Below are 19,567 nucleotides of genomic sequence, written 5' to 3'. Positions count from 1 at the left end.
TTACGGCTCCCCGGCGTCCTGACTAGTCTCCTTCGTGCACCACGCCTCGGAGCTTACAATCTGTTCAACTACAAATGGTTACTGATCCTGGCAAGCCTCAAACCAGCTCGGTTCGGACGCGTCCCGTCGTCAAGCCGCAAATGGCGACCTCGGGATCATCCTCTGCCACGCGCCTCGATTGCAAGGAGAGAGCGCCGACTGCCGGGGGCAACACCTGAGAAAGCTCCCCGATGTTGCCAGAGCGCACCACTTCCGTGCCGCCGGAGCTCAGTTGCGCTAGGCCTGATGGGCCGACAGATGGCGAGCCGGCGGGCAATCTGCGATTCCCGATAGCGAATCGCCCCCGTCAGGCTCCCCAGCAGGACGGCCTAGAAGGGTATCGCAGTGGACGCGCTCGGATTCTTGAATGTCGTGCCCCATAGCGGCACGATCGAATCGAAACCGAGCAAGGTCGCCTTAACAGTGAGAGTGGACCCGACAACCGTTGTAGCCACGGTCGGCGAGAGCCCGCCGGCGTAGAGGAAGGGAGCTATGGCTTGCTTCTCCGCAAGGGTAAGGTAATCGCCAGTACAAGCTGAGGGAGATGTGTTGGCCGAGGTCCCGATCACTGCAGGCGTGTAGCATTGGATCATCGCCGCGCGAGCACCTGCATTCGCAAGCGCCCTTAGCGACTGCATCGTGATTGCGTAACGCCCGAGATCGATGATGACAAACATTAAAGTGAAAAGCGGCACGGCGAGCATGCAGAATTCAAAAGCCGCGACGCCGCGCTGATCGAGCTTTCTCATCAATGCACCAAAGCGACAACTTGGCTATGAGCAACGGTGCCCGGAGCACAGTTGTTCGTACTCATGTACGCATTTCCGTTGATGGTGAGTGTGTTGGCAATCACTTCTGTACAGGTCGTATTAGTATTTTGAACCCCTCCGCCCCACGAAACGTCAGCATAGGGGAAGTACATCGCACCGCCAAAGCTAGACGTAGCGCCACCGTTGATGTTGACAGCAATCTTGCTCGCGTTCGTCGGGTTCTGGGCCTGATCGTCAATCAGAACGCCGTTCAGATCAGAAGAAAAATTGTTGTACTTAGCGGCAGATAGATTAACCGTGCCGCCAGTCATGCTAATGGTCGAAGTCGTCCCCAGCAATACGAGGGTCACGCCAGATGTCGCTGCGCTTGTGCAGGTGCTGCAGGTGACGGTTCCACCAGTGATTTTGATCGTGGCATTGTAAAAAAAGTACGTACCTGGTGCGAAATCTACCCAGTCGTTGTTAGACACCGTCAGGTCTTTGTAGGCCCCCGTGCCCCCGCTGTTCGGGCTCACTGAATAACATTTGGCAGTGGAAGTAGGTATCCCTGAGGGGAAGGTTGCGGGGCACCCTGAGGACGCTGTCGGAACCATTTTATTTAGTGGATTGTCAGTGCCAGTCCTACTGTTGAACGTCTCAGTATTCAGCACCTTCAGCGGATTCGTCGCCGGCAGCATGTTGTAGTTATACGGCACACTAAGGGCACAATGGCCCACCGAAGCGACACAGCCGGTTACGCCATTAACGGCCCAACCCGAACCACTGAAAGTCGGAGTGCTATTATACTTGACGCTGTTGTCCGACATCAGCCCGCAACCATTTCCGGTTATGTTGCTGCTGCCGCCGATTGTAAGTGCATTATCGTGTGGTCCAAGTCCCAGCGCACATAGCTCCTTCGGTTGCTTAACCTCGACGATTGCTTGAGCGCTGATGTTGACAGTGGACAGACCAAGCACTCTTGCGAGATACGCAGGTTGTTGCTGGCTGATAGCCACCCGAACGAAACTACCGGTAGCCGAGCTGGTCCAGGTATTAGCCGCGTAGCTGCCTCGATCGATCGTCACCGTCTGTGAAGCATCTCCCAGGGCGACGCAGTTAGCTCCCGGGTACGAAGAATCGCCCGAATTGCAGAAGGTATTCTGCGCAGCAAACTGCTTGCCGCGATAAACATAGTCATGTCCGGTATCACAACTGCTACTTCCAGAAATCGAGCACGCCAGCGTCAAGCCGCTTGAATAGGCCGCAGCATCGGCGGCGGTCTGCGCGTGCTGCTTGGTTGCGTACCACGATCCCGCTTCAGCCCCGAGCGCGACCATTCCTATCAGTGGCACCAAAGCCACAACCGTCGCGAAGGCAACGGAACCACGACGACAGCGGAGCAAGCTGCGCATTCATCCTCCTACTGGAAACGTTCCGAGTACTTTACCGTGCAGGTGCTGCACAACACCTTTCCAAGCACAATGGGTGACAAGGAAAAACTTGTTTGAAATGTGAAGTACTTCGGAAAGGCTGTTCCGGCGCAGGGGGGTGCCGTTCCGGCATCACCGCACTTAATCGTCGCGCTGATCGTATAGCCTCCTACCGTCGTAGGCAGCGAGCTCTGCCACGTGCTAATGCTCGTCGAATCTGTTGCGTCAAGTGTGGAATACTGAGTTAGCTGCCCCATATCCCGCAACGCCTGATACGCGGAAATGAATTTAAAGCCAGCGACAGCAACATCAGCAAGCGGCAGGAGCATACTCACGATCAGGAAGACGTAGACGAACGGCATCTCGAACGCGACCGCGCCGCGCTGATCCCTGAGAAGAGACCGCCTTCGGCTCAAGAGCCTAACTCGAGGGGCGCGAAGCGTGCTCATAGCTCACCGTAACTAGATCTGTTTGAATGCCTTTATGAGGTGCAAGAACGGGCTTGCACCAAGAATGACGAACATCGCCGGAAGCAGGAACAACACCATCGGAATGGTTAGCTTGGCGCCGAGCTTGTGCGCCCTTTCCTCAAGCTTGGTAATCCGCTCCCGCCGAAGGTCGACCGCGATGCTGCGTAGCGCCTGGCTCAGCGGCGTTCCGTATTGCAGGCTTTGACTGACCATGGTGCCGAAACGACGCAGGCCCTCCGACGTGTTTGCCAATTTCTCGAAGGCATCGATGCGGTTTGGCAAAACCCGGAGGTCATCCAGAAGGCCGCGCAGCACCTGAGCCATAGCAGGGCTGGCCTCCTTCATCTCTTCTGCGACACGCTCCAGCCCACTCTCGAGGCCCATGCCGGCTTCGCTGCAGACGACCAGCAAATCAATCGTATCCGCCGTAGCTGCCCGAACGGACTTGTCGAACCGGCGCCTAAGCTGCCACAGGATCAGGCGAGGCCCCATGATTCCGATCACCACGCCGATCAGCGTGAAGACAAGCACCCCGCTGAGCGAATCTCCAAGGATTTGCGCTACGGAGAAAGTCAGGATCGGAAAAGCAAGCATGCAAACGATCTTGAGACCGATCCAGATCGGAAGCGTCCGGTGATGATTGAATCCCGCAGATTGCAGAACCGCTCGCAGTTGCTCGATGTCCCCGTCGGCATAGAGACGGCGGTAGCGTGCGCCGATCGACGAGAGCCAGCCGACCAGGTCCTTGGATGGGCTCGATCGGTCAGGAATGCCGAGAACCGCGTTCGATACTCGCGTGTCCAAGGCGCGGATATGCACCTCGCGAATGATCAACATGAATGTCGCCGCTGCGGCAAATATAGCGACGACCGCGATCTCAAGACCGGCAGTCATAGCGAGGTTTCCCTTCTGACCATCCAGCGGATGACAAAGTGCCCCATCAGCACTGAACACACAGCGTAGACCAGAAGCACGTTTCCGGTGGGATCATAGAACAGTTGATCGATCATCTTCGGACTGACCAGGTACATCACCCCACCTACAACGAGGGGCGACACTGAAAGCGCGCGGGAAGAGAAAATTACCTCCCCGGCAAGAGCCTTCGCGCGGGCAGCCAGCGCAACCCGCTGGCTTACGGTCTCCCCCAAATTCTGGAGAGTTTCTGCCAAGCTGCCACCGGACTTCAACTGGACCGCGAGCGTCACCGCAAACATCGCATATTCCGGCACTTGCGTTCGCCGATAGATAGCTTCCACCGCCTCCTCCGGCGCCCTCCCGACGTTTAGCTCACTGCATACGATCGCAAACTGCCCAGATGTCGGCTGTGGCATCTCACGAGCGATGGTGCGAAATGCCTCATGGACGGGCAGACCTGATCGGACGGTGCTTGTCACGAGCTGGATCGCGTCGGGCAATTGCCGGAAAAGCAGATAGGTAAAGCGATGTCGCTGCCATCCGAAGAGCCCGCGCACCACCAGGACGGCAACGACGGCCGCCACGACGGATACCGTGAACGCGGAAAATCCCACCAGACGGTTGGCATAGACGACGCCTCCCGCGGCTACGACGCCAACGAAAAGCACATAGATCGGATGCACGACGTAGACGATGTGGGGCAAATAGTTGGCGAAGCGCTGGAGAACCTGCCAACGCGAAGTCGATTCCGCGCGGCGTATCGAAGGCAAGCCAGCCACATGAGACATCGGCAGGGCAATCTCGATCTGACGGTCCATCCGACGCTGCCGCGCATCGAGCCACAGCGTAATGCAAGTCGCGCCTATCAGGAGCGCCAGCACAATCAGAGTGAGGGACGTCAGAGTCATAGCTGCCTCATAGCCTCCGCCCAGGCTCGGTCGAGCCCGAAATAGACAAGACGGCTCTTGAACTTCGGGATCCCGTTGGTTGATCGATAGGTGCCCGATATCCGTCCGTGGACGTCCTCCTCCTTGTATTCGAACAACGCGATGTCATTGGTGGTGACCACTTCGCCTTCCAGCCCGATCACCTCGCTGACCTGGACGATGCGGCGCTGGCCGTCGCGCATGCGCTCGACCTGTACGATAAGATCTAGCGCGGCTACGATCTGGGCCCGGATCGCTCGCGATGGCAGGTTGACCTGCCCCATCTGAACCATATTTTCGACGCGTGTCAGCGCATCGCGGGTGCTGTTGGCGTGCACCGTTGAGATTGAACCATCGTGCCCGGTGTTCATCGCCTGCAGCATGTCGAACGCCTCGGCGCCGCGCACCTCGCCCACCACGATCCGGTCCGGACGCATGCGCAGCGCGTTCCAGAGTAGATCTCGCTGCGTCACCTGTCCTGTTCCTTCGAGGCTCGGCGGGCGCGTTTCCAGGCTGATGACATGCGGCTGCTGCAGTTGCAGTTCGGCCGCGTCCTCGATCGTGACGATGCGCTCGCTGTGGTCAATGAACTGGCTAAGAGCGTTCAGCAATGTCGTTTTGCCCGAACCCGTGCCTCCGGAGACCAGGACATTGAGCCGGCAGCGAGAGGCAATCTCCAACAGCTGTCCGAGGGCGGGGGTCATCGTGCCGTTTTCGATCATGCCGGCGATGTTGAGGCGCCGGTTCGGAAATTTGCGTATTGAGATGCAGGGACTATGGATGGCCAGCGGCGGCAGGATGATGTTGACGCGGCTGCCATCCGGCAGGCGGCAGTCGACCATCGGGCTGGATTCGTCGACGCGGCGGCCGACCTGCGAGGCGATTTTCTGTGCGACGGCGGCGATATGGTCATTGTCGCGAAACCGGACAGCAACCCGCTCCAGCTTGCCGGCCCTCTCGACATACACGTTGCTCGGACCGTTGATCATGATGTCGTTGATGGTCTCATCGAGCAGCAGCGGACGAAGCGGTCCGTAGCCGGTCATGTCGTCGGCGATTTCCTCCGCCAGAAAGAGCTGCTCGCGGCCCGACAGCTCCAGCCGCTCCTGGTTGGCGATACCGTGGATGATTTCCTCGATCTGCCGCCGCAGCACGTCGCGGGAGACGGTCGTGGCGACCGCCGGCTCGATCTGCTCGATTACTCGTTCGCGAAGGGACGCCGACATCACCGGATGGTGCGAAGGCTCTTCATGCTTCGGCGCCGACGCAAACGGGCTGGGCGCTGCTGGCCCCATGCTAGGCTCCGCCAGCGGCAAAGGCGGCGGGACCGGCTGCGCGCTTGGTGCCGCTGGCGGTGCGACCAGCACCGCTCCAGGCATCCGCACCGGCATATCGTCTGCGCGCCTGCCGAATTTTTTCATAGCCCGAGCCACCTCTTCCACCCGGCCTTTTTCATGGAGCCGACGCCGGTGATCTCCCGTACGATCGGGGCGAGGTGACGCCGCAGCCTGGATACGTGCTTCAGCGCCGGAACGCCGAGATTGACCGCCTGGGTCATTCCCTTGCCGAGATCCGGGATGATCATGTCCGGCTCGGCGCCCAGCGCCTTGACGATCGTCGCCCTGGGGAGGCCGCCGGCGCGGTCGGCACGGTTGAGCAGGGTAAACACCCGATCCTTGCCCGCGATGTTGGTGACCGCGTTGCGCAGCGCATGGGCGTTGCGCAGGCCGGTTACCTCAGCTTCCAGCAGCACCAGCACATGACGGGACATCTGAATGACCGGATAGATCGATGCCGGGAACGGCACCGGCACATCGACGACTACGTAGTTGAATCGCTGACGGAGCAGACCCAGCACGTGCCGCACGCCCGCTTCGGTGATCTCGAGCTTCGCATCGAGCTCCTCGTCGCCGGAAATCAGGCAAACCCGATCGTTGACCTCGATTGCCGCCCGCTCGAGAAACAGCGTGTCGGCCCGCATCGGGTTTTCAAGGGCAATGCGCAAGCCGGGTCCAGGGCGAACACCCAGCATCACCGCGGTCTCGCCGCCTTGCAAATGCAGGTCGAGCAGCGCCACCTTGGCCTTAGTGGTTTCGGCCAGTTGCAGCGCTAGGTTGATCGCGACGCTGGTTGCGCCGGCGCCGCCCTGCGCGCCGCAGATCGACACCACGTGCCCGCCGCGATCATTGTGAGTGGGCGCGACATCGCCGATCAGCTTCGGACGAAGCTGGTCCAGCACCATGTCCCGGGTAATCGGCGTCGGAAGATATTCGGTAAGGCCGGTATCCATCAGCTCGCGGTAAAAGGTGATCTCCCTGTTGTCGCCGATAAGGGCCACCTTCACATCCGGCGGACAGACGCTGGCGAGGCGCTCCAGTTCAGTGAACGGATCATCCATCCCGCTGATGTCCGTCACCAGCGCGTACAGATCGGTGTCGGTCTCGAGCATACGTGTCGCATGACGGATGGTGCCACGCCGGATCACCAGGTTGCTGCCGTCGAGGCCCTTGCGAAGCGCCGCAGCGCTCAGCTCGTCGTTGACGAAGCAGACGATTCGATTGCGCGCGACCAGGGACGTCGTCTCTTCTGGTTCGACCATTGCCATGTTCGCACTCATCAACGTTTCTCCGGTCCCTTGCCGACGTCGCTCGCTGCCGCTGTGGTCTGACGATCGAGTTCGGACGGCACGTCGCAGCCCGCGCGGGCGTCGTCGTCCAAGTCCTGCTTCCTGACCGAGTATTGCTTGACTCCGGTGCCGGAATAGATCGCCACCGTCGTGCTCTGGCCGGCGACCGCACTCTGGCGCGCCAGCTCCGGCGAGACGTCGCAACTGGATGTCACACCGGTGTCGGCCTTGTCCCACTGCTCGGCCGCAGCCCGGACGACGAACGACAGCGTTCCAAGCTGCTTTGCAACGGCGACCCGCTTCACCTGTTCCGGCTTGAGCTCCAGCGAAACGGTCTGCGCCGTCTTGCCTGCAACGGCATTGCTGACGGAGCGGCCGCCTTGGGCAATCTCCTGGTCGATCGCGATGACGCGCACGTTGGATAGAACGGTTTCGCTGACCGCCCGCCGCACCGGATCCGCCTTCTCGAAGACCTGGGTCAAAACCACGTCGACATTGTCGCCCGGCCTGATCAGCCCGGAGACGCCGGTCTCCTCGTCGACCTTGATGCTGATCGCGCGGCTGTCCGGCGCCAGAACGCTGGCGAGGAAGCCACGATCCTTCGGACGAAGAATGTCATCCAAGGTAATGGCGCTGCCGGCGTCGACGAACTTCCGAACCAATGAGCCGGGGAGTCCGGCCTTGGTGTCGGGCGTCTCAAGGATCGCTCCGGCAGGGACGCGGTCGGGCATCGCCTGGCGCACGGTGAAATCCTCGTCCCGCGCCAATGTGCCTTTCGAAAGCGGATGCGACGCAACAAAATATCCGACGGTGGCGGGCCCGGTCGGCGCCGGTGCAGTTGCCGCGACCACCGCAGCCGGCGCCTTTGGCTGGTTCATGCTGTAGGCGATGAGCCCGAGCGCCGTCGTCGCGAGCAGCAGCACCATGATGATCGAGACGCGCAGGGCGGATGACATGTCAGAATCCTTTGCTCAAAATGGTCCAGATTCCGCCGCTTGCGATGGCGACCCCGTAGGGCAACGGCGCATGCCGCAAGTGGCGCCAGCGCTCGACTGCATAGACGCGACGTATCAGAGACGATCCGGCAGGCGCGAGCCGAGGTTGCGGCAGGCGACGCATCATGAGATGCAAAGCGGCGAGAACGCCGCCGGCCAGCGCAGTCGCGGTCAACAGCTGGATCACGCCGGTCAGCGGCAGACCGATCGCCAAAGCGACGAGCAACTTGACATCGCCGCCGCCGATCATGCCGCGCTGGTAGATGACGAGCAGAACCAGAAAAAGAATAGCAACGACGATTAGCGCTTGGGCAAGCTGCATCGGCGCGAGCAATTGAGCGGCGATCCCAAGGAACGCCAATGCCAGGCAAATCTCGTTGCTGATCAGTCGCGTCGCAATGTCGATCGTTGCCACATACAGCAACAACAGGATTTCCAAAACCGAAGCTACGGGAACAATCCAGCTCATCAAACACATGCCTAAAAACGACTAAAAAATAGCAACCAACCTGCCTCAGAAAACGCCGATGGCAAATCCCTGTACCGCACGAACCGGGTGACTTCACTAACCTCCGACCGCGGTACTCACAGCGGCGCTGCCCGTCGATCAACTTCTCCTTGACGGGACCACTGGCCAAGAACACAGCATCCACAGCGCCGACAACAATAACATGCCGAAACGACACGACGCGGTTGGAGCCCGTCTGCAGCGACTCGGCACGTCGACAATTTGGGCAAAAAGCCTCAGCATTGGAATCCCGCCTTCTTGACGCGAAGGGCGACAATCCATTTCAAAGAGATGCTGTGGAATACCGGGACATTGGTTACTCCAATGCCCCGGTATCAACTGTCTTAGCTAACAGCGGAGGTGAGCTTCGCGACGACGGCGCTGATCGCAGACGACAAGCCGCTCGAAAGGGCACCACTGCCACTCAGGCCGAACGCGGCGCCGACCGCAACGATAATGCAAGCGGCGACGATCACGTATTCGAACGACACAACGCCATCCTGGTCGGCGCGGAGACGCTTAAAGGCTTCAGCGGACTTGATATAATACTTGAGCATAGGACAAAATCCCTCGTTATAATATTTACACCACAAGTTGGCGGGCAAATCTGGTGCCAACTTCAATTTTACTTATAATCCATCGTGAGATAGCTGTCATCCGGTAATCGTTTATTAACCCTACCGGTGCGGCCGCCGCCGACTCAAGATGGAGCAGATGTCGCGCAGGCATCGACCGGAATTCCTTGAACTAACTCGGAATTTCCTGGCGCTTCTCAACGTCGGGCGCACCGGTCCGTGCGAATACGGTGCGCGCATTCCCGGATTCGAACGAATACACTGCGCCGTGCACAAAGCAGCGGGAACTTCTGCCAGGAACTCCACTTGCTTATGCGCAGGATCACCCGCCTCGATGGCAACTCCGCCAAGCAATTGCTTGCTCGCATCCGATTGCGGAGCTTCGAACGATATCCAAATCGCTGGCCGTGGTGCCCACGACGACCATGAGTATTTGAACGCAGCAAGCGCGTCTACTTCATGGTGTCCGCGCCTACATCATGCGTACGTCGGACGTGGACAACGGCTACGTCATCGGCATAAGCCCGCTTCCACTCCGGCAGCCGATCGAGCAGCCCCACCGCCGCAGTTGATGGGAACAGCAGCGTTGCGTCGATTTTGTACTCGTCGAGCAACCTGACGAAATCCGCAACGTCATCGAGCGAAATTGCGCGCACGTAACGATTGAGAAAGGTCGGACCGTATAGTTCAGCTCGTGAATCAATGAACACCGGAACATCCTGGAAGATAAGGTATCCGGAGAAGTAGTAATCATTGAGAACGCGATCGGCCCTCTGTTCCTTGAGCTTTTCGACTGCAGCGCGCGGCATGAGTGGCGGCGTGATATCCATCACCGCGATGACCACGCCACTGGCGATGACCAGGGCCGTAATCGCCGTAAAAATCGCTGACCTTGTCGGGGGGACCACTTTTCGACTGTGTTGCAACTGGGGCCAAGAGAGGTGCTGCGCCAGCGGACCTGCAATGAAGAATGGCGAAACCAGTGCGAGGACGTCCGCATACCGGACGTGGGAGAGCGTCTGATAAATTACCGCCAGGAGCGCTGCGATCCTGATCGGAGGCAGCCTGAGCCCGCTGTACAGCACGTAGGCAAGGCCAGCGATGAGACACAGCGTGACGGCATTCAAGTCGCCGAAGTTGAGCGGTCGCCACTCCCCGATCTTTGAAAGAGTCGCTCCAAGGCGCAAAATGCGGAAAATGACCAGTATCGATTCCGGCCCATACGGGGTGATGCAGGCAGCCAAAAGCGCCAGTATACCAAATCGAATCCATTGGACCGCGACCGTCGCGCGAGCGGATTTATCTGCGGTCCAGAGCGCCTCCAGGGCGAACGGCGCAATCAACGCCAAGCCTAGCGTGAAGCTTCCGTGTAGATTCGCCCAGAGAGTGATGAGCGGGAGATATACGAAGGAAGGAGCCCGTCGTTGTTCGCTCGCCTCGACCAGGGCGTTTGCCCACAGCACCATCAAGGGAAAGATCAGGACGTGCGGCCGAGTGAATACATGGAACGACGTTATCGCGATTCCGGCCGTCAGCATAATCATGACGGGTATGTTGGGCAGCCTCTTCAAAAGCAGGAGCGCAAGCAAGTAGAACGCGACCGAGGCTGCAAGCGCTGCTAGAATCAAGGGCCCCGTCCATCCGGCCAGTTTGTACGCCACGAAGTAAAGGACTTCTGATAGCCACTCACTGGTTATCCAGGGTGCACCGCGCATCGTGAAGGAAAACAGATCGCTGTGAGGCACGGCACGATGATCAACAATCCACTGGCCGACAACTATGTGCCAATAGATGTCTGCATCCTTTAATAAGTTGGCGCTCCTGGTGATAAGCGTCAGATAGGCAGTAACGGCGAATATGAACGGCAACCAAGGCCGAAGGTAATCGCTGTGCGCAGGCACGCTCGGCCCGGTCTCCTTATTCTGAGGCGGATGACTGGTTGAACGCATGCCTCTATCCTCCGCTACCGATCAGCGCCGTCTACGACATGCGAGCGCATCCCAGCGCTTGCCAAAATTGTCCGTCTCAAAGGCATTTCGCGGCATCGGCTTTGGGTCGACGACCTCCGGGCGGATTGTCGCCACTACGCGACCGAAGTCTTGGCTGTGCGGAGCTGGTAAGAGCGCCTTCTTAAGTTGAGCTTGGTCTCGGGGCGCGGAATCTAACTCACCAACTCGCCCTCCCTTACAAGATTGCTCGGACCGGACGGATTGCAAACTAGGCCGGAGTGAGCCCGTTTGTGTGCGGTCTGTTGATATTGTAGTCCATCCTCCATTCTTCTAGGGAGGGGGAGCCTCCCGTACCATTGACCGACTTTGCGACCGTTTTACTCTCGCTGCCGTAAGTGGATCGAAAGTGCTCCCCGGCATCTTCTCTTGATGGCTTTGAGAGATCTAATGATGACACGATTCGCGATTATGCCGCAAAGAACCGCCTTGATTATCGTTCTAGTTGCGTTCATCTCAGCGTTGTGGCTCGTCGTTCTTGCGGAAACGGCGCCGATCACGAGTTCGGTCCTTCCCAAATATACGGATCCGGACGCTTATCTAGATATCTTAGCGCTCATGCGCGGTGGGGCCGGCTATTACGAAGCGGCTCACGAAATTCTTCTGGCGCACGGCTATGGCACGCGCTCAGTGTTCAATTGGCGAACCCCAGCCTGGATTGAACTTCTCTCCCTACTGCCGTCCATCGTCTGGGCGCAAAAGTTGCTGGCGGTCCTTACGTCAATGACGCTTCTTCTCGCTTATCGGATGATCCGCGCACAAGGCAGCATAGCACTAGCAATACCTGCGATTATCGGGATTTTTTTTAGCATTATTCTATTGGCCGGCGATCGAGGTATCGTAATGTCAGAAGTGGCAACGGGCGCGTTGATATTGTTATCCGTGGTCAACTATGGCAACGGCCAATGGCTTGTCGGTCTATTGGCCGCGCTGGCAGCACTCTTTACCCGAGAACTGGCCGCACCTTACATCCTGATCTGCGTTGCCTTTGCAGCGTATCGAATGAATGTGCGAGAATTATTCGGGTGGGCTATAGGACTTTCGGCTTACTTCGTGTATTTTGCGTGGCATTGGGTCGAGGTCCTGCGACATATCGCACCTACCGATCGCGCCTATCCAGACGGATGGATAAAGTTTGGTGGGCTCAGGTTCGTCCTCGAGACCGCACATTTCAACGGTCTTTTCAATCTGACGCCATTATGGATAACGGCCGCCCTCTTGCCGGCCGCGCTGCTCGGACTTTTTGCATGGCGTGATGGGCTTAGAGCCGCCGTCACCGTGACGACCTACCTCTGCATCTTTGCTGTGGTCGGCAAGCCATTTAACGATTATTGGGGAGCGCTCTACACCCCCTTGCTCATGCTCGGGCTCCCTTGGTCGATCCCTGCTGTTTACGATGCAGTCGCCCGGCGGCCCTCGGCTCTGTCCCGACTTTCCGACACATCTAAGCAAATTAATTTCTGAAATCGACGAATCCAGCCACCCACTGCCTTTCGCATGATGGCTCCTGCCAAAGAAAGATGCCGGAGTGCTCTCCGGGCTGGCTACGAAACTCCTCGGGTTGGATTGTCCTCACTGGGTGACCGCTAGCAGTGCTTGCCGGCGTCTGCCGGCGCTGGCAATAGCTTGCTGCGCTCTTCGACGGCCGGCCGTGAATGAACCTTCTGAATCTGAGCGCTTCGTTCGAGCTGAGCTATAGTTCTTTGAACCTTCTTTACCGTGCCTTGCGCAAAGACGTTCCGATCGAGCAATTCGGGAAATGACAACAGCGGCCGTACGAGCACGTAGAGCGGGTACGGCTGACTCAGATTTTGGTTGCAATAATGGGTTGCACGAATAGGCTACTTCCCCTTCTCGGTTATGGACGCCAATCTTGTCGATAATCAGCTCAGGCGTATGGCTGACCGCTAAACGCGTTCAGTTGTACCCGACGATGTTTTTGACGATAAGCGCGGTTCTGTCAGTGGCCTACCTGCTGTCAGGACATAGCAACCTTGACGTTCGCGGGAAACCGATTGGAACGGATTTCGCTAGCTTTTGGGCGGCCTCCAGGTTCGTGCTGTCCGGGAACGCGGGCGATGCATATGACCCAATCAAGCATTATGCGGCGCAAGAGGCTTTCTTCGGAAAGGGCGTTGTGTGGGCCGCTTGGTTTTATCCCCCTCCCGCCCTTTTAATTATCGCACCCCTCGGTGTTCTACCTTACCTAATTTCTCTGTTCACCTGGCTTGCCGCAACCGGCGTGGTATATATCGCCACAGTCCGGAGATTCATCTCGCGACCCGACTCCATTGTCCCGGTACTCTGCTTCCCGGCGGTTCTAATAAACATAATTCACGGTCAGAACGCGTTTCTATCGACATCGATAGTTGGGACAGGCTTGCTTATGTCGGATCGATACCCGACTGCCGCCGGAATGCTCCTTGGCACCTTATGCTTCAAACCGCAGCTTGCACCTATGCTTGCCGTTGTGGTCTTTGCCCGGGGAAATTGGAGGATGGCGCTTGGCGCCGCATTTTCGGTCTGCGCCATAGCAACTGCAGCGACGCAACTGTTCGGGCCTGAAATATGGCGTCAGTTTTGGTCAACTGTCCCCCTCTCTCGGTTGTGGCTGGAAGAGGGTTTAACGGGCTTTGCCAAGATGCAAAGCGCGTTCTCAGCCGTTCGCCTCATTGGAGGCGGGATCAATCTAGCCTACTCAATACAAGCTGCATTTAGCATTTCGGCTGCTATATTACTCTGGATGATTTGGCGCAGTGTCGCGTCGATACGTCTGCGCGCAGGAGCGACAGGTGCCGCGATCTTGCTGGGCACGCCATTTATTTTGGACTACGATTTTGTTCTCTTGTCCTTGCCAATTGCGGCTTTGGCAGCCGAGGGCCTCGAAGACGGCTTTCGACCATACGAGAAGACCATTCTCGCCTGCGCCTGGACTTTGCCATTGATTGCCCGATTGGCTGGATTTGCATATGTGCCGTTAAGTCCGGAAATCGTCATGTTCTTGCTGGTACTGATCTGGAGACGCGCAACTCTGCCGCACAGGAGTTCGCTTGCAGCGGCAGGCAAGTGTGAAGTGCCAGCAGTAGATTGATGGCTATTGCACAGCTTGGACGGATTTTTCGTGAACAATTTGGCCCCGGAACGAAGCGTTCAGCCAGACCGTTCTGAGCCGCTTGATGCGCTCCGCGGACTTGCGATTTCATTGGTGATCGCCCACCACTACTTCGGCTTCAGGCTTGGAGAATTCGGCGTTGACCTATTCTTCGTTCTCAGCGGCTTTCTGATCGGCGGCATTCTGCTGGATAGTCGTGAACAGCCCGACTTCTTCTCATCATTCTACGTACGACGCGCGTTTCGCATCCTGCCGTTGTATTGGCTCCTGCTGCTGATCGCTCCACCCGATCGTTGGGCCTACTATCTGTTTTTCATTCAGCAGGTGCCGTGGGTGCAATTCGGCTATCCCGTACATGATCCGACGTTCGTGACCTGGTCACTCGCCGTCGAGGAACAGTTTTATTTAGTGCTCCCGATTTTGGTTTTCTGGCTACCGCGCCCATGGCTGATCCGCGTATTATGGTGCGGCGCATTATTGGCTCCGCCTTCGCGCTGGCTGTTTGGTGCCTATCTTCCCCATCCATCATGGGTGGTGCTGCTACCCGGTCGCTTGGATGAGTTATTTGGCGGAGTGTTGATCGCCTGCTTCATGCGCGAATATTGCCGTAGCCGCGTCGCATGGGCGACCTTGGCGCTCGTTCCACCGCTTTGCGATATCTTCCATTTCGCGCTTTTTGGCTCAACCGCACCCCTATCGGTCGCGTCGTTGATATGCTGCATGGCGGTCATGTCCGCCGCAGCGACCGACGCGCAGGTGATGTTTCGTCCGCTGATCTGGATGGGCCGACGTTGCTATGCACTCTATTTGTTCCACATGCTCGTCTATAGTGCAGTTTCCGGACAGACGTGGTCTGCCGTTGTCGCGTTTGCGATAGTCGGCGCGCTGGCGGAAATAAGCTGGCGCATCGTCGAGGCGCCGCTGATCGGCTACGCAAAAAGACGGTTCGTCATGCGAAGCTCAGATGATCACCCCAGCAGCCGCGTCGGCGCGCCGACGCACATGCCGGACGGGTTTGTGGTTGAGACGAAGCACAAATGAAAAACCCGCGTCGCCAGGCATGGCAACGCCGACCCTTGGAGGTTACCCGGCTCGTTAAGTTCAACGGCGCGCGTCACTTCGTCCAGCGCATCGCGGGCCGATACTTTTGCGCCCCTTCTTAGCCATTATTGGTCCCGGATCGATCCTGCAGCTGCCGGATCTGATCCAATCTCTCTCTATCGGGTAACAAAGATCGAAAGAGTGCCACAGCCAGTCTCGCCAAAGTGTCCACCAGGTAGCATCCACCATGCACCGGCGTCGAGGCAATCATCATCACGTTCACCTCACAAGGAGAGTCGGACATACGGCCTTCCACTTAATAACACGTCCCGGAATCGCCTCTGAGCCGGCCTCAAGTCTCCCCATTGGATTGCCGCCACTGCGTGACCGCCAGCGGCGGCTTGCTCCCGTCCGTGGGCGCGGCCGATAGCCTGCTGCGCTCCTCTTCGAGGAGCTGCGAATGAAGCTTCTGGATCTGGATGTTGCACTCGAGCAGGGACATCGTTCTTGTCTGAACCTGCTCGGCCAGTGCCTTGCGCAGGGCATTCTCGCGGTCGAGCAGTTCAGGAAACGGCAACAGCGGACGGACGAGGTCGGTCGCCTTGATTGCGCATAAGGCCCGCCCGACCGCCTGTGCGATCTGGTCAGAAAAGGCGCAGCGGCAGCCCGCGAGGGCGCCGTTCAGGTTGACCGCTGCGCTCAGGCTTCGGCTCCGCCGTCTCCTCGATGGCCTGGCGCGCAGCCCGCATCTGGCCGGCATGACACAGAGCGGGGCAACGAGCGCACACCGGATAGTGTCGCTCAGATCCGGCGGCGCACTCGGCCAGGTCACTGGCGCGCCATGGGCGCGGGCGCCAGCGGTGAGTGTAGCTGTCGATCAGCTCGCTGCGGCCGTGGTAGCCCACCACCTCTGCTGCCTGACCGACCTGAACGATTCCGAGGCCACCTTCGTGCGGTCACTTCTGCCGGAACGCACGGTTGAACGACATAATGAGTGGCCCCACGATGTAATCAAACGCAGTTCGCTGAATCGTCGGGATCATCACGGTTGCCGGCATTCCCGGATATAGCCGAATGTTTGGCATGCCAGCCAATTCGTTCTGATCAATCCGAACGAAGGCCGTATAGTAGGGATTGTTGGTTTTGGGATCCGTCAAGCGGTCCGCCGAGACCTGAATGACGTCGCCATGAATGATCGGGACGATCCGCTGCTTGTAGGCGGTTAGGTGAACTTCCGCGCGCGTGTTCGGATGCACGTCGCTGATATCCTCGACCGCCACCTGCGCTTCGATAGTCAGCGAATCCTCGTCGGGCACGATGTCCAGGATCTTGTCGCCGCGCTGGATCACGCCTCCTACCGAAAACACGCTCAGCCCAACCACGCGTCCGGTATAGGGAGCACGAATTTCCATCCGGCCGAGCACGGCTTTGGCGTTCGTCGCCTTCGGGATGACCTCCAGGAGCTTGGCTTGCGTATCGCGCAAATCCTTGGTGACGTCTGTCATCCGATCGTTGTCGAACTGGGCGATCTGCTGCTCCTGCTCGGCGATCGCCTGGCGAGCTTTGGCGATGTTGGCGTTCGCATCGGCGATCTGGCCTTCGAGACCGTACGCCGTCCGCTCCAACTGCAGGATGCGGGGACGGGCGATCAGCCCTCGCTCAACGAGCGGAGCGATATCCTTGGCCTCCTTGCGTACTGAATCGATTTGATTGGTGAACGACTTCACCTGCGCTTCCGAGCCAACGATCTGCGAGCCCAGCTGATTGATCTTCTCGCGAACGACGCTTCTTTGCCCTTCGAGCGACGCCCGGCGGGTATCAAACTGACTGACCTGTCCGTTCCAGACGCTCTTGAAATAGGGATCGTCAGAGCGCGCCTTCAGATCTGGCGGTATGACAAGCCGTGAGCCATGATCAAGCTCGGTCAGCAGCCGGATTTCCGTTGCCCGCAGCACGGCATATTGCTGCGTCAGCACCTCATGTTCGGCGCGAGCCTGGGTCTCGTCCAGAACGATTAGCAGATCGCCTGCGAGCACCCTGTCGCCTTCCCTGACATGCAATTCCTTGACGATGCCGCCATCGAGGTGCTGGAGGCTTTTGCGGTTGCCATCGACCTTCACGACCGCGTTGGCGACCACGGCCCCGTTGAGAGGCGCGGTAACCGCCCAGGTACCGAGACCGAAGAAAAAGATCGCGATGATCAGCCAGCCCGCCAGCGCAATGTTGCGAATGGAATCGTTTGGCGCTCCATGCTTGCTGACAGATTCTCTACGGCCTGGAACAGTGCCGGGGCGCATCGATAGGTCGGCAAGATCAAGCAACGACATGACGTCTCCTAGCCTGCCGCCCCTCGAACGGCCGGTACCGGCACGGGACGTGTTAGACGCGACAGGACTTCATGGCGTGCGCCAAACATCTCGACGACGCCGTCACGCAACACGAGAAGTTTATCGGCCACCCCGATCGTTGCCGGTCGATGCGAAATGATGACGACCGTCGTTCCACGCTTCTTCAGCTCGGTGATGCACTCTGCGAGTGCGGCGTCACCTTCCGAGTCGAGGTTTGAGCTCGGCTCGTCAAGCACGACCAGGCTCGGATTGCCGTAGACCGCGCGTGCGAGGCCGATGCGCTGGCGGTAGCCTCCGGACAGGATCGCGCCGCCTTCCCCGACCTGGGTGTCGTAGCCGTCGACGAGCCGCAGGATCATCTCGTGCACGTCGGCCATTCGCGCCGCCAGAATGATGTCCTTGTCGTCTCCGTCCTTGAACCGACAAATATTGGCGGCCACCGTATCGGCAAACAGCTCGATATCCTGGGGAAGATAGCCGAGATGCTGGCCGAGCGACGACCTGATCCAGCTCGAAACGTCCGACCCGTCGAGACGGACGGCACCTGCAGATGGCGGCTGAACGCCAACGATATGGCGCGCCAGCGTCGATTTGCCGGCACCCGAGGGGCCGATAATCCCCAGCACTTCGCCCGGCTCGATCTGGAAGGTGACACCGCGCAGAATGGGCCTCGATGTTCCAGGCACAGCAAAGGACAGCGCTTCCACGGAAAGACGGCCTTCGGGCCGCGGCAGCGTCAATCCTGATTGGCGCGGCGGATTGACGGCCAACAGCTCCCGCACCCGCAGGAATGCGCCGCGGGCCGAGACAAGACTGCGCCAGGATCCGACGATCTGTTCGATCGGCTGCAACGCGCGGCCGAGCAGGATGCTGGCGGCAAACATGGCACCGGCGGTGGTCATCCGCTCGATCACCAGATAGGCGCCAAGGCCGAGGATCAGAGATTGCATCGACAGCCGCAGGAAACGAATCATGCTCTGCATGGTCGCCGCGCGATCGCTAGCGGCAACCTGGCGCTCGAGCATGCGGTCGCGGTCGCGGTTCCAGCGCTTCAACAGACCAGCGGTCATCCCCATTGCGCGCACCACCTCAGTGTTGCGCAGGCTCATCTCCGTGAAACTGTAGTTTCGATTTGCCGCCTCACCTGATTCGGAGAGCGGAGGCTTGACGATCCATTCATTGAGAAAGGCCATCAGCACCAGAACGATCGAAGATCCCAGTGCAAAGGCGCCCAGGAACGGGTGCAGGCAGAAGATCACGGCGATGTAGATCGGCGACCACGGCAGGTCGAAGATCGCGTGAATTCCGGACCCGGTGATGAACTGTCGGAAAGTATCGAAATCGCGTAGCAACTGGCTGCGCGCACCGCCGATCCTGGTCGAATGGTCAATGATGGCGGTCATCACGCGCGGCGCGATCTTGCGATCGAGGCGAATGCTGGTGCGGGTCAGAACACGAGCGCGCACGGCGTCGAGACCTGCGAGCGCCATGAACGCTAGTAATAGCGCAAGCGTCAGCATCAGCAGCGTGATCTCGCTCCCGCTCGAGATCACGCGATCATAGACCTGCAGCATGTAGAGCGGGCCGGCCAAGTACAGCAGGTTAATGGCAAGGCTGAATATAGCCGCAGTCACAAAATAGCCTTGGCAGGCCTGCAGCGCCTGCCGGAATTCGTCCGCTCTTTTACGAAGGGTACTCACGCGGAACCTGGCCGGAGCCATCCCCTTAATGATGAGCGGCAGCCAATAGGCGGCAGCCAAAAGGTCCAAGTAAATCCATCATCCAATCTGTTCTACTTAACATGGCCGGCGCCTGCGCCAAAGCGGC

17 protein-coding genes are annotated in these 19,567 nt (G+C 58.8%); 3 read left to right on the top strand and 14 right to left on the bottom strand.

Going from position 1 to position 19,567, the window contains the following annotated elements; translation table 11 throughout:
- Positions 1-368: 368 nt before the first annotated feature.
- From ACVW1B_RS08330 to ACVW1B_RS08280, 11 genes are all read right to left on the bottom strand, one after another.
- The gene (locus tag ACVW1B_RS08330; RefSeq protein WP_456821493.1) at positions 369-788 is read right to left on the bottom strand and encodes a TadE/TadG family type IV pilus assembly protein; all 420 of its coding nucleotides are present in this window, start codon (positions 786-788) and stop codon (positions 369-371) included.
- Positions 788-2,200, bottom strand: a complete 1,413-nt coding sequence (locus ACVW1B_RS08325) for a pilus assembly protein TadG-related protein (RefSeq protein ID WP_456821492.1) — start codon at positions 2,198-2,200, stop codon at positions 788-790. The genes ACVW1B_RS08330 and ACVW1B_RS08325 overlap by 1 nt, the downstream gene beginning before the upstream one ends.
- 8 nt (positions 2,201-2,208) lie before the next feature.
- Positions 2,209-2,580, bottom strand: coding sequence for a hypothetical protein (locus ACVW1B_RS08320; protein ID WP_456821491.1), 372 nt, complete (start codon positions 2,578-2,580; stop codon positions 2,209-2,211).
- Positions 2,581-2,679: 99 nt separating this feature from the next.
- Positions 2,680-3,582 (bottom strand): type II secretion system F family protein, encoded by a 903-nt coding sequence (locus tag ACVW1B_RS08315; RefSeq protein WP_456821490.1) that lies wholly within the window; start codon positions 3,580-3,582, stop codon positions 2,680-2,682.
- Positions 3,579-4,511 (bottom strand): type II secretion system F family protein, encoded by a 933-nt coding sequence (locus ACVW1B_RS08310; RefSeq protein ID WP_456821489.1) that lies wholly within the window; start codon positions 4,509-4,511, stop codon positions 3,579-3,581. The genes ACVW1B_RS08315 and ACVW1B_RS08310 overlap by 4 nt, the downstream gene beginning before the upstream one ends.
- Positions 4,508-5,950 (bottom strand): CpaF family protein, encoded by a 1,443-nt coding sequence (locus ACVW1B_RS08305; RefSeq protein ID WP_456821488.1) that lies wholly within the window; start codon positions 5,948-5,950, stop codon positions 4,508-4,510. The genes ACVW1B_RS08310 and ACVW1B_RS08305 overlap by 4 nt, the downstream gene beginning before the upstream one ends.
- Complete coding sequence (locus ACVW1B_RS08300; RefSeq protein WP_456821487.1) at positions 5,947-7,146, bottom strand: AAA family ATPase; 1,200 nt, start codon at positions 7,144-7,146, stop codon at positions 5,947-5,949. Before ACVW1B_RS08300 ends, ACVW1B_RS08305 begins: the two co-directional genes overlap by 4 nt.
- Entirely contained in the window at positions 7,146-8,111 is a 966-nt protein-coding gene (gene cpaB / locus ACVW1B_RS08295; RefSeq protein WP_456821486.1) for a Flp pilus assembly protein CpaB, read from the bottom strand. The genes ACVW1B_RS08300 and cpaB overlap by 1 nt, the downstream gene beginning before the upstream one ends.
- A 1-nt stretch (position 8,112) precedes the next feature.
- Positions 8,113-8,628 (bottom strand): prepilin peptidase, encoded by a 516-nt coding sequence (locus ACVW1B_RS08290; protein ID WP_375166985.1) that lies wholly within the window; start codon positions 8,626-8,628, stop codon positions 8,113-8,115.
- Positions 8,629-9,002: 374 nt separating this feature from the next.
- Complete coding sequence (locus ACVW1B_RS08285) at positions 9,003-9,215, bottom strand: hypothetical protein (protein WP_310884952.1); 213 nt, start codon at positions 9,213-9,215, stop codon at positions 9,003-9,005.
- 470 nt (positions 9,216-9,685) lie between these two features.
- A complete protein-coding gene (locus tag ACVW1B_RS08280; protein ID WP_456821485.1) occupies positions 9,686-11,182 on the bottom strand; it encodes a hypothetical protein in 1,497 nt (498 codons plus the stop codon).
- Positions 11,183-11,632: 450 nt separating this feature from the next.
- Between ACVW1B_RS08280 and ACVW1B_RS08275 the strand changes: the two genes are divergently transcribed.
- The 3 genes from ACVW1B_RS08275 (at position 11,633) to ACVW1B_RS08265 (ending at position 15,392) form a co-directional block, all read left to right on the top strand.
- A complete protein-coding gene (locus ACVW1B_RS08275) occupies positions 11,633-12,703 on the top strand; it encodes a hypothetical protein (protein WP_456821484.1) in 1,071 nt (356 codons plus the stop codon).
- 469 nt (positions 12,704-13,172) lie between these two features.
- Positions 13,173-14,330 (top strand): glycosyltransferase family 87 protein, encoded by a 1,158-nt coding sequence (locus ACVW1B_RS08270; RefSeq protein ID WP_456823013.1) that lies wholly within the window; start codon positions 13,173-13,175, stop codon positions 14,328-14,330.
- Between the two features lie 30 nt (positions 14,331-14,360).
- Positions 14,361-15,392 carry an acyltransferase family protein gene (locus ACVW1B_RS08265; RefSeq protein ID WP_456821483.1) on the top strand — a complete coding sequence of 344 codons (1,032 nt, stop codon included), beginning with the start codon at positions 14,361-14,363 and terminating at the stop codon, positions 15,390-15,392.
- Positions 15,393-15,744: 352 nt separating this feature from the next.
- Here the strand turns inward: ACVW1B_RS08265 and ACVW1B_RS08260 are convergent, their stop codons facing one another.
- The 3 genes from ACVW1B_RS08260 to ACVW1B_RS08250 form a co-directional block, all read right to left on the bottom strand.
- The gene (locus ACVW1B_RS08260) at positions 15,745-16,224 is read right to left on the bottom strand and encodes a hypothetical protein (RefSeq protein WP_456821482.1); all 480 of its coding nucleotides are present in this window, start codon (positions 16,222-16,224) and stop codon (positions 15,745-15,747) included.
- Positions 16,225-16,348: 124 nt separating this feature from the next.
- Positions 16,349-17,719: an HlyD family type I secretion periplasmic adaptor subunit gene (locus ACVW1B_RS08255; protein ID WP_456821481.1), complete on the bottom strand. Its 1,371-nt coding sequence runs from the start codon at positions 17,717-17,719 to the stop codon at positions 16,349-16,351.
- A gap of 8 nt (positions 17,720-17,727) precedes the next feature.
- Positions 17,728-19,461, bottom strand: coding sequence for a type I secretion system permease/ATPase (locus ACVW1B_RS08250; protein WP_456823012.1), 1,734 nt, complete (start codon positions 19,459-19,461; stop codon positions 17,728-17,730).
- Between the last annotated feature and the right edge of the window lie 106 nt (positions 19,462-19,567).

The sequence above is a fragment of the Bradyrhizobium sp. USDA 4502 genome (assembly GCF_054063355.1).
The sequence above is the reverse complement of the archived record's forward strand: the minus strand, read 5'-3'. Positions and strand labels throughout refer to the sequence as shown.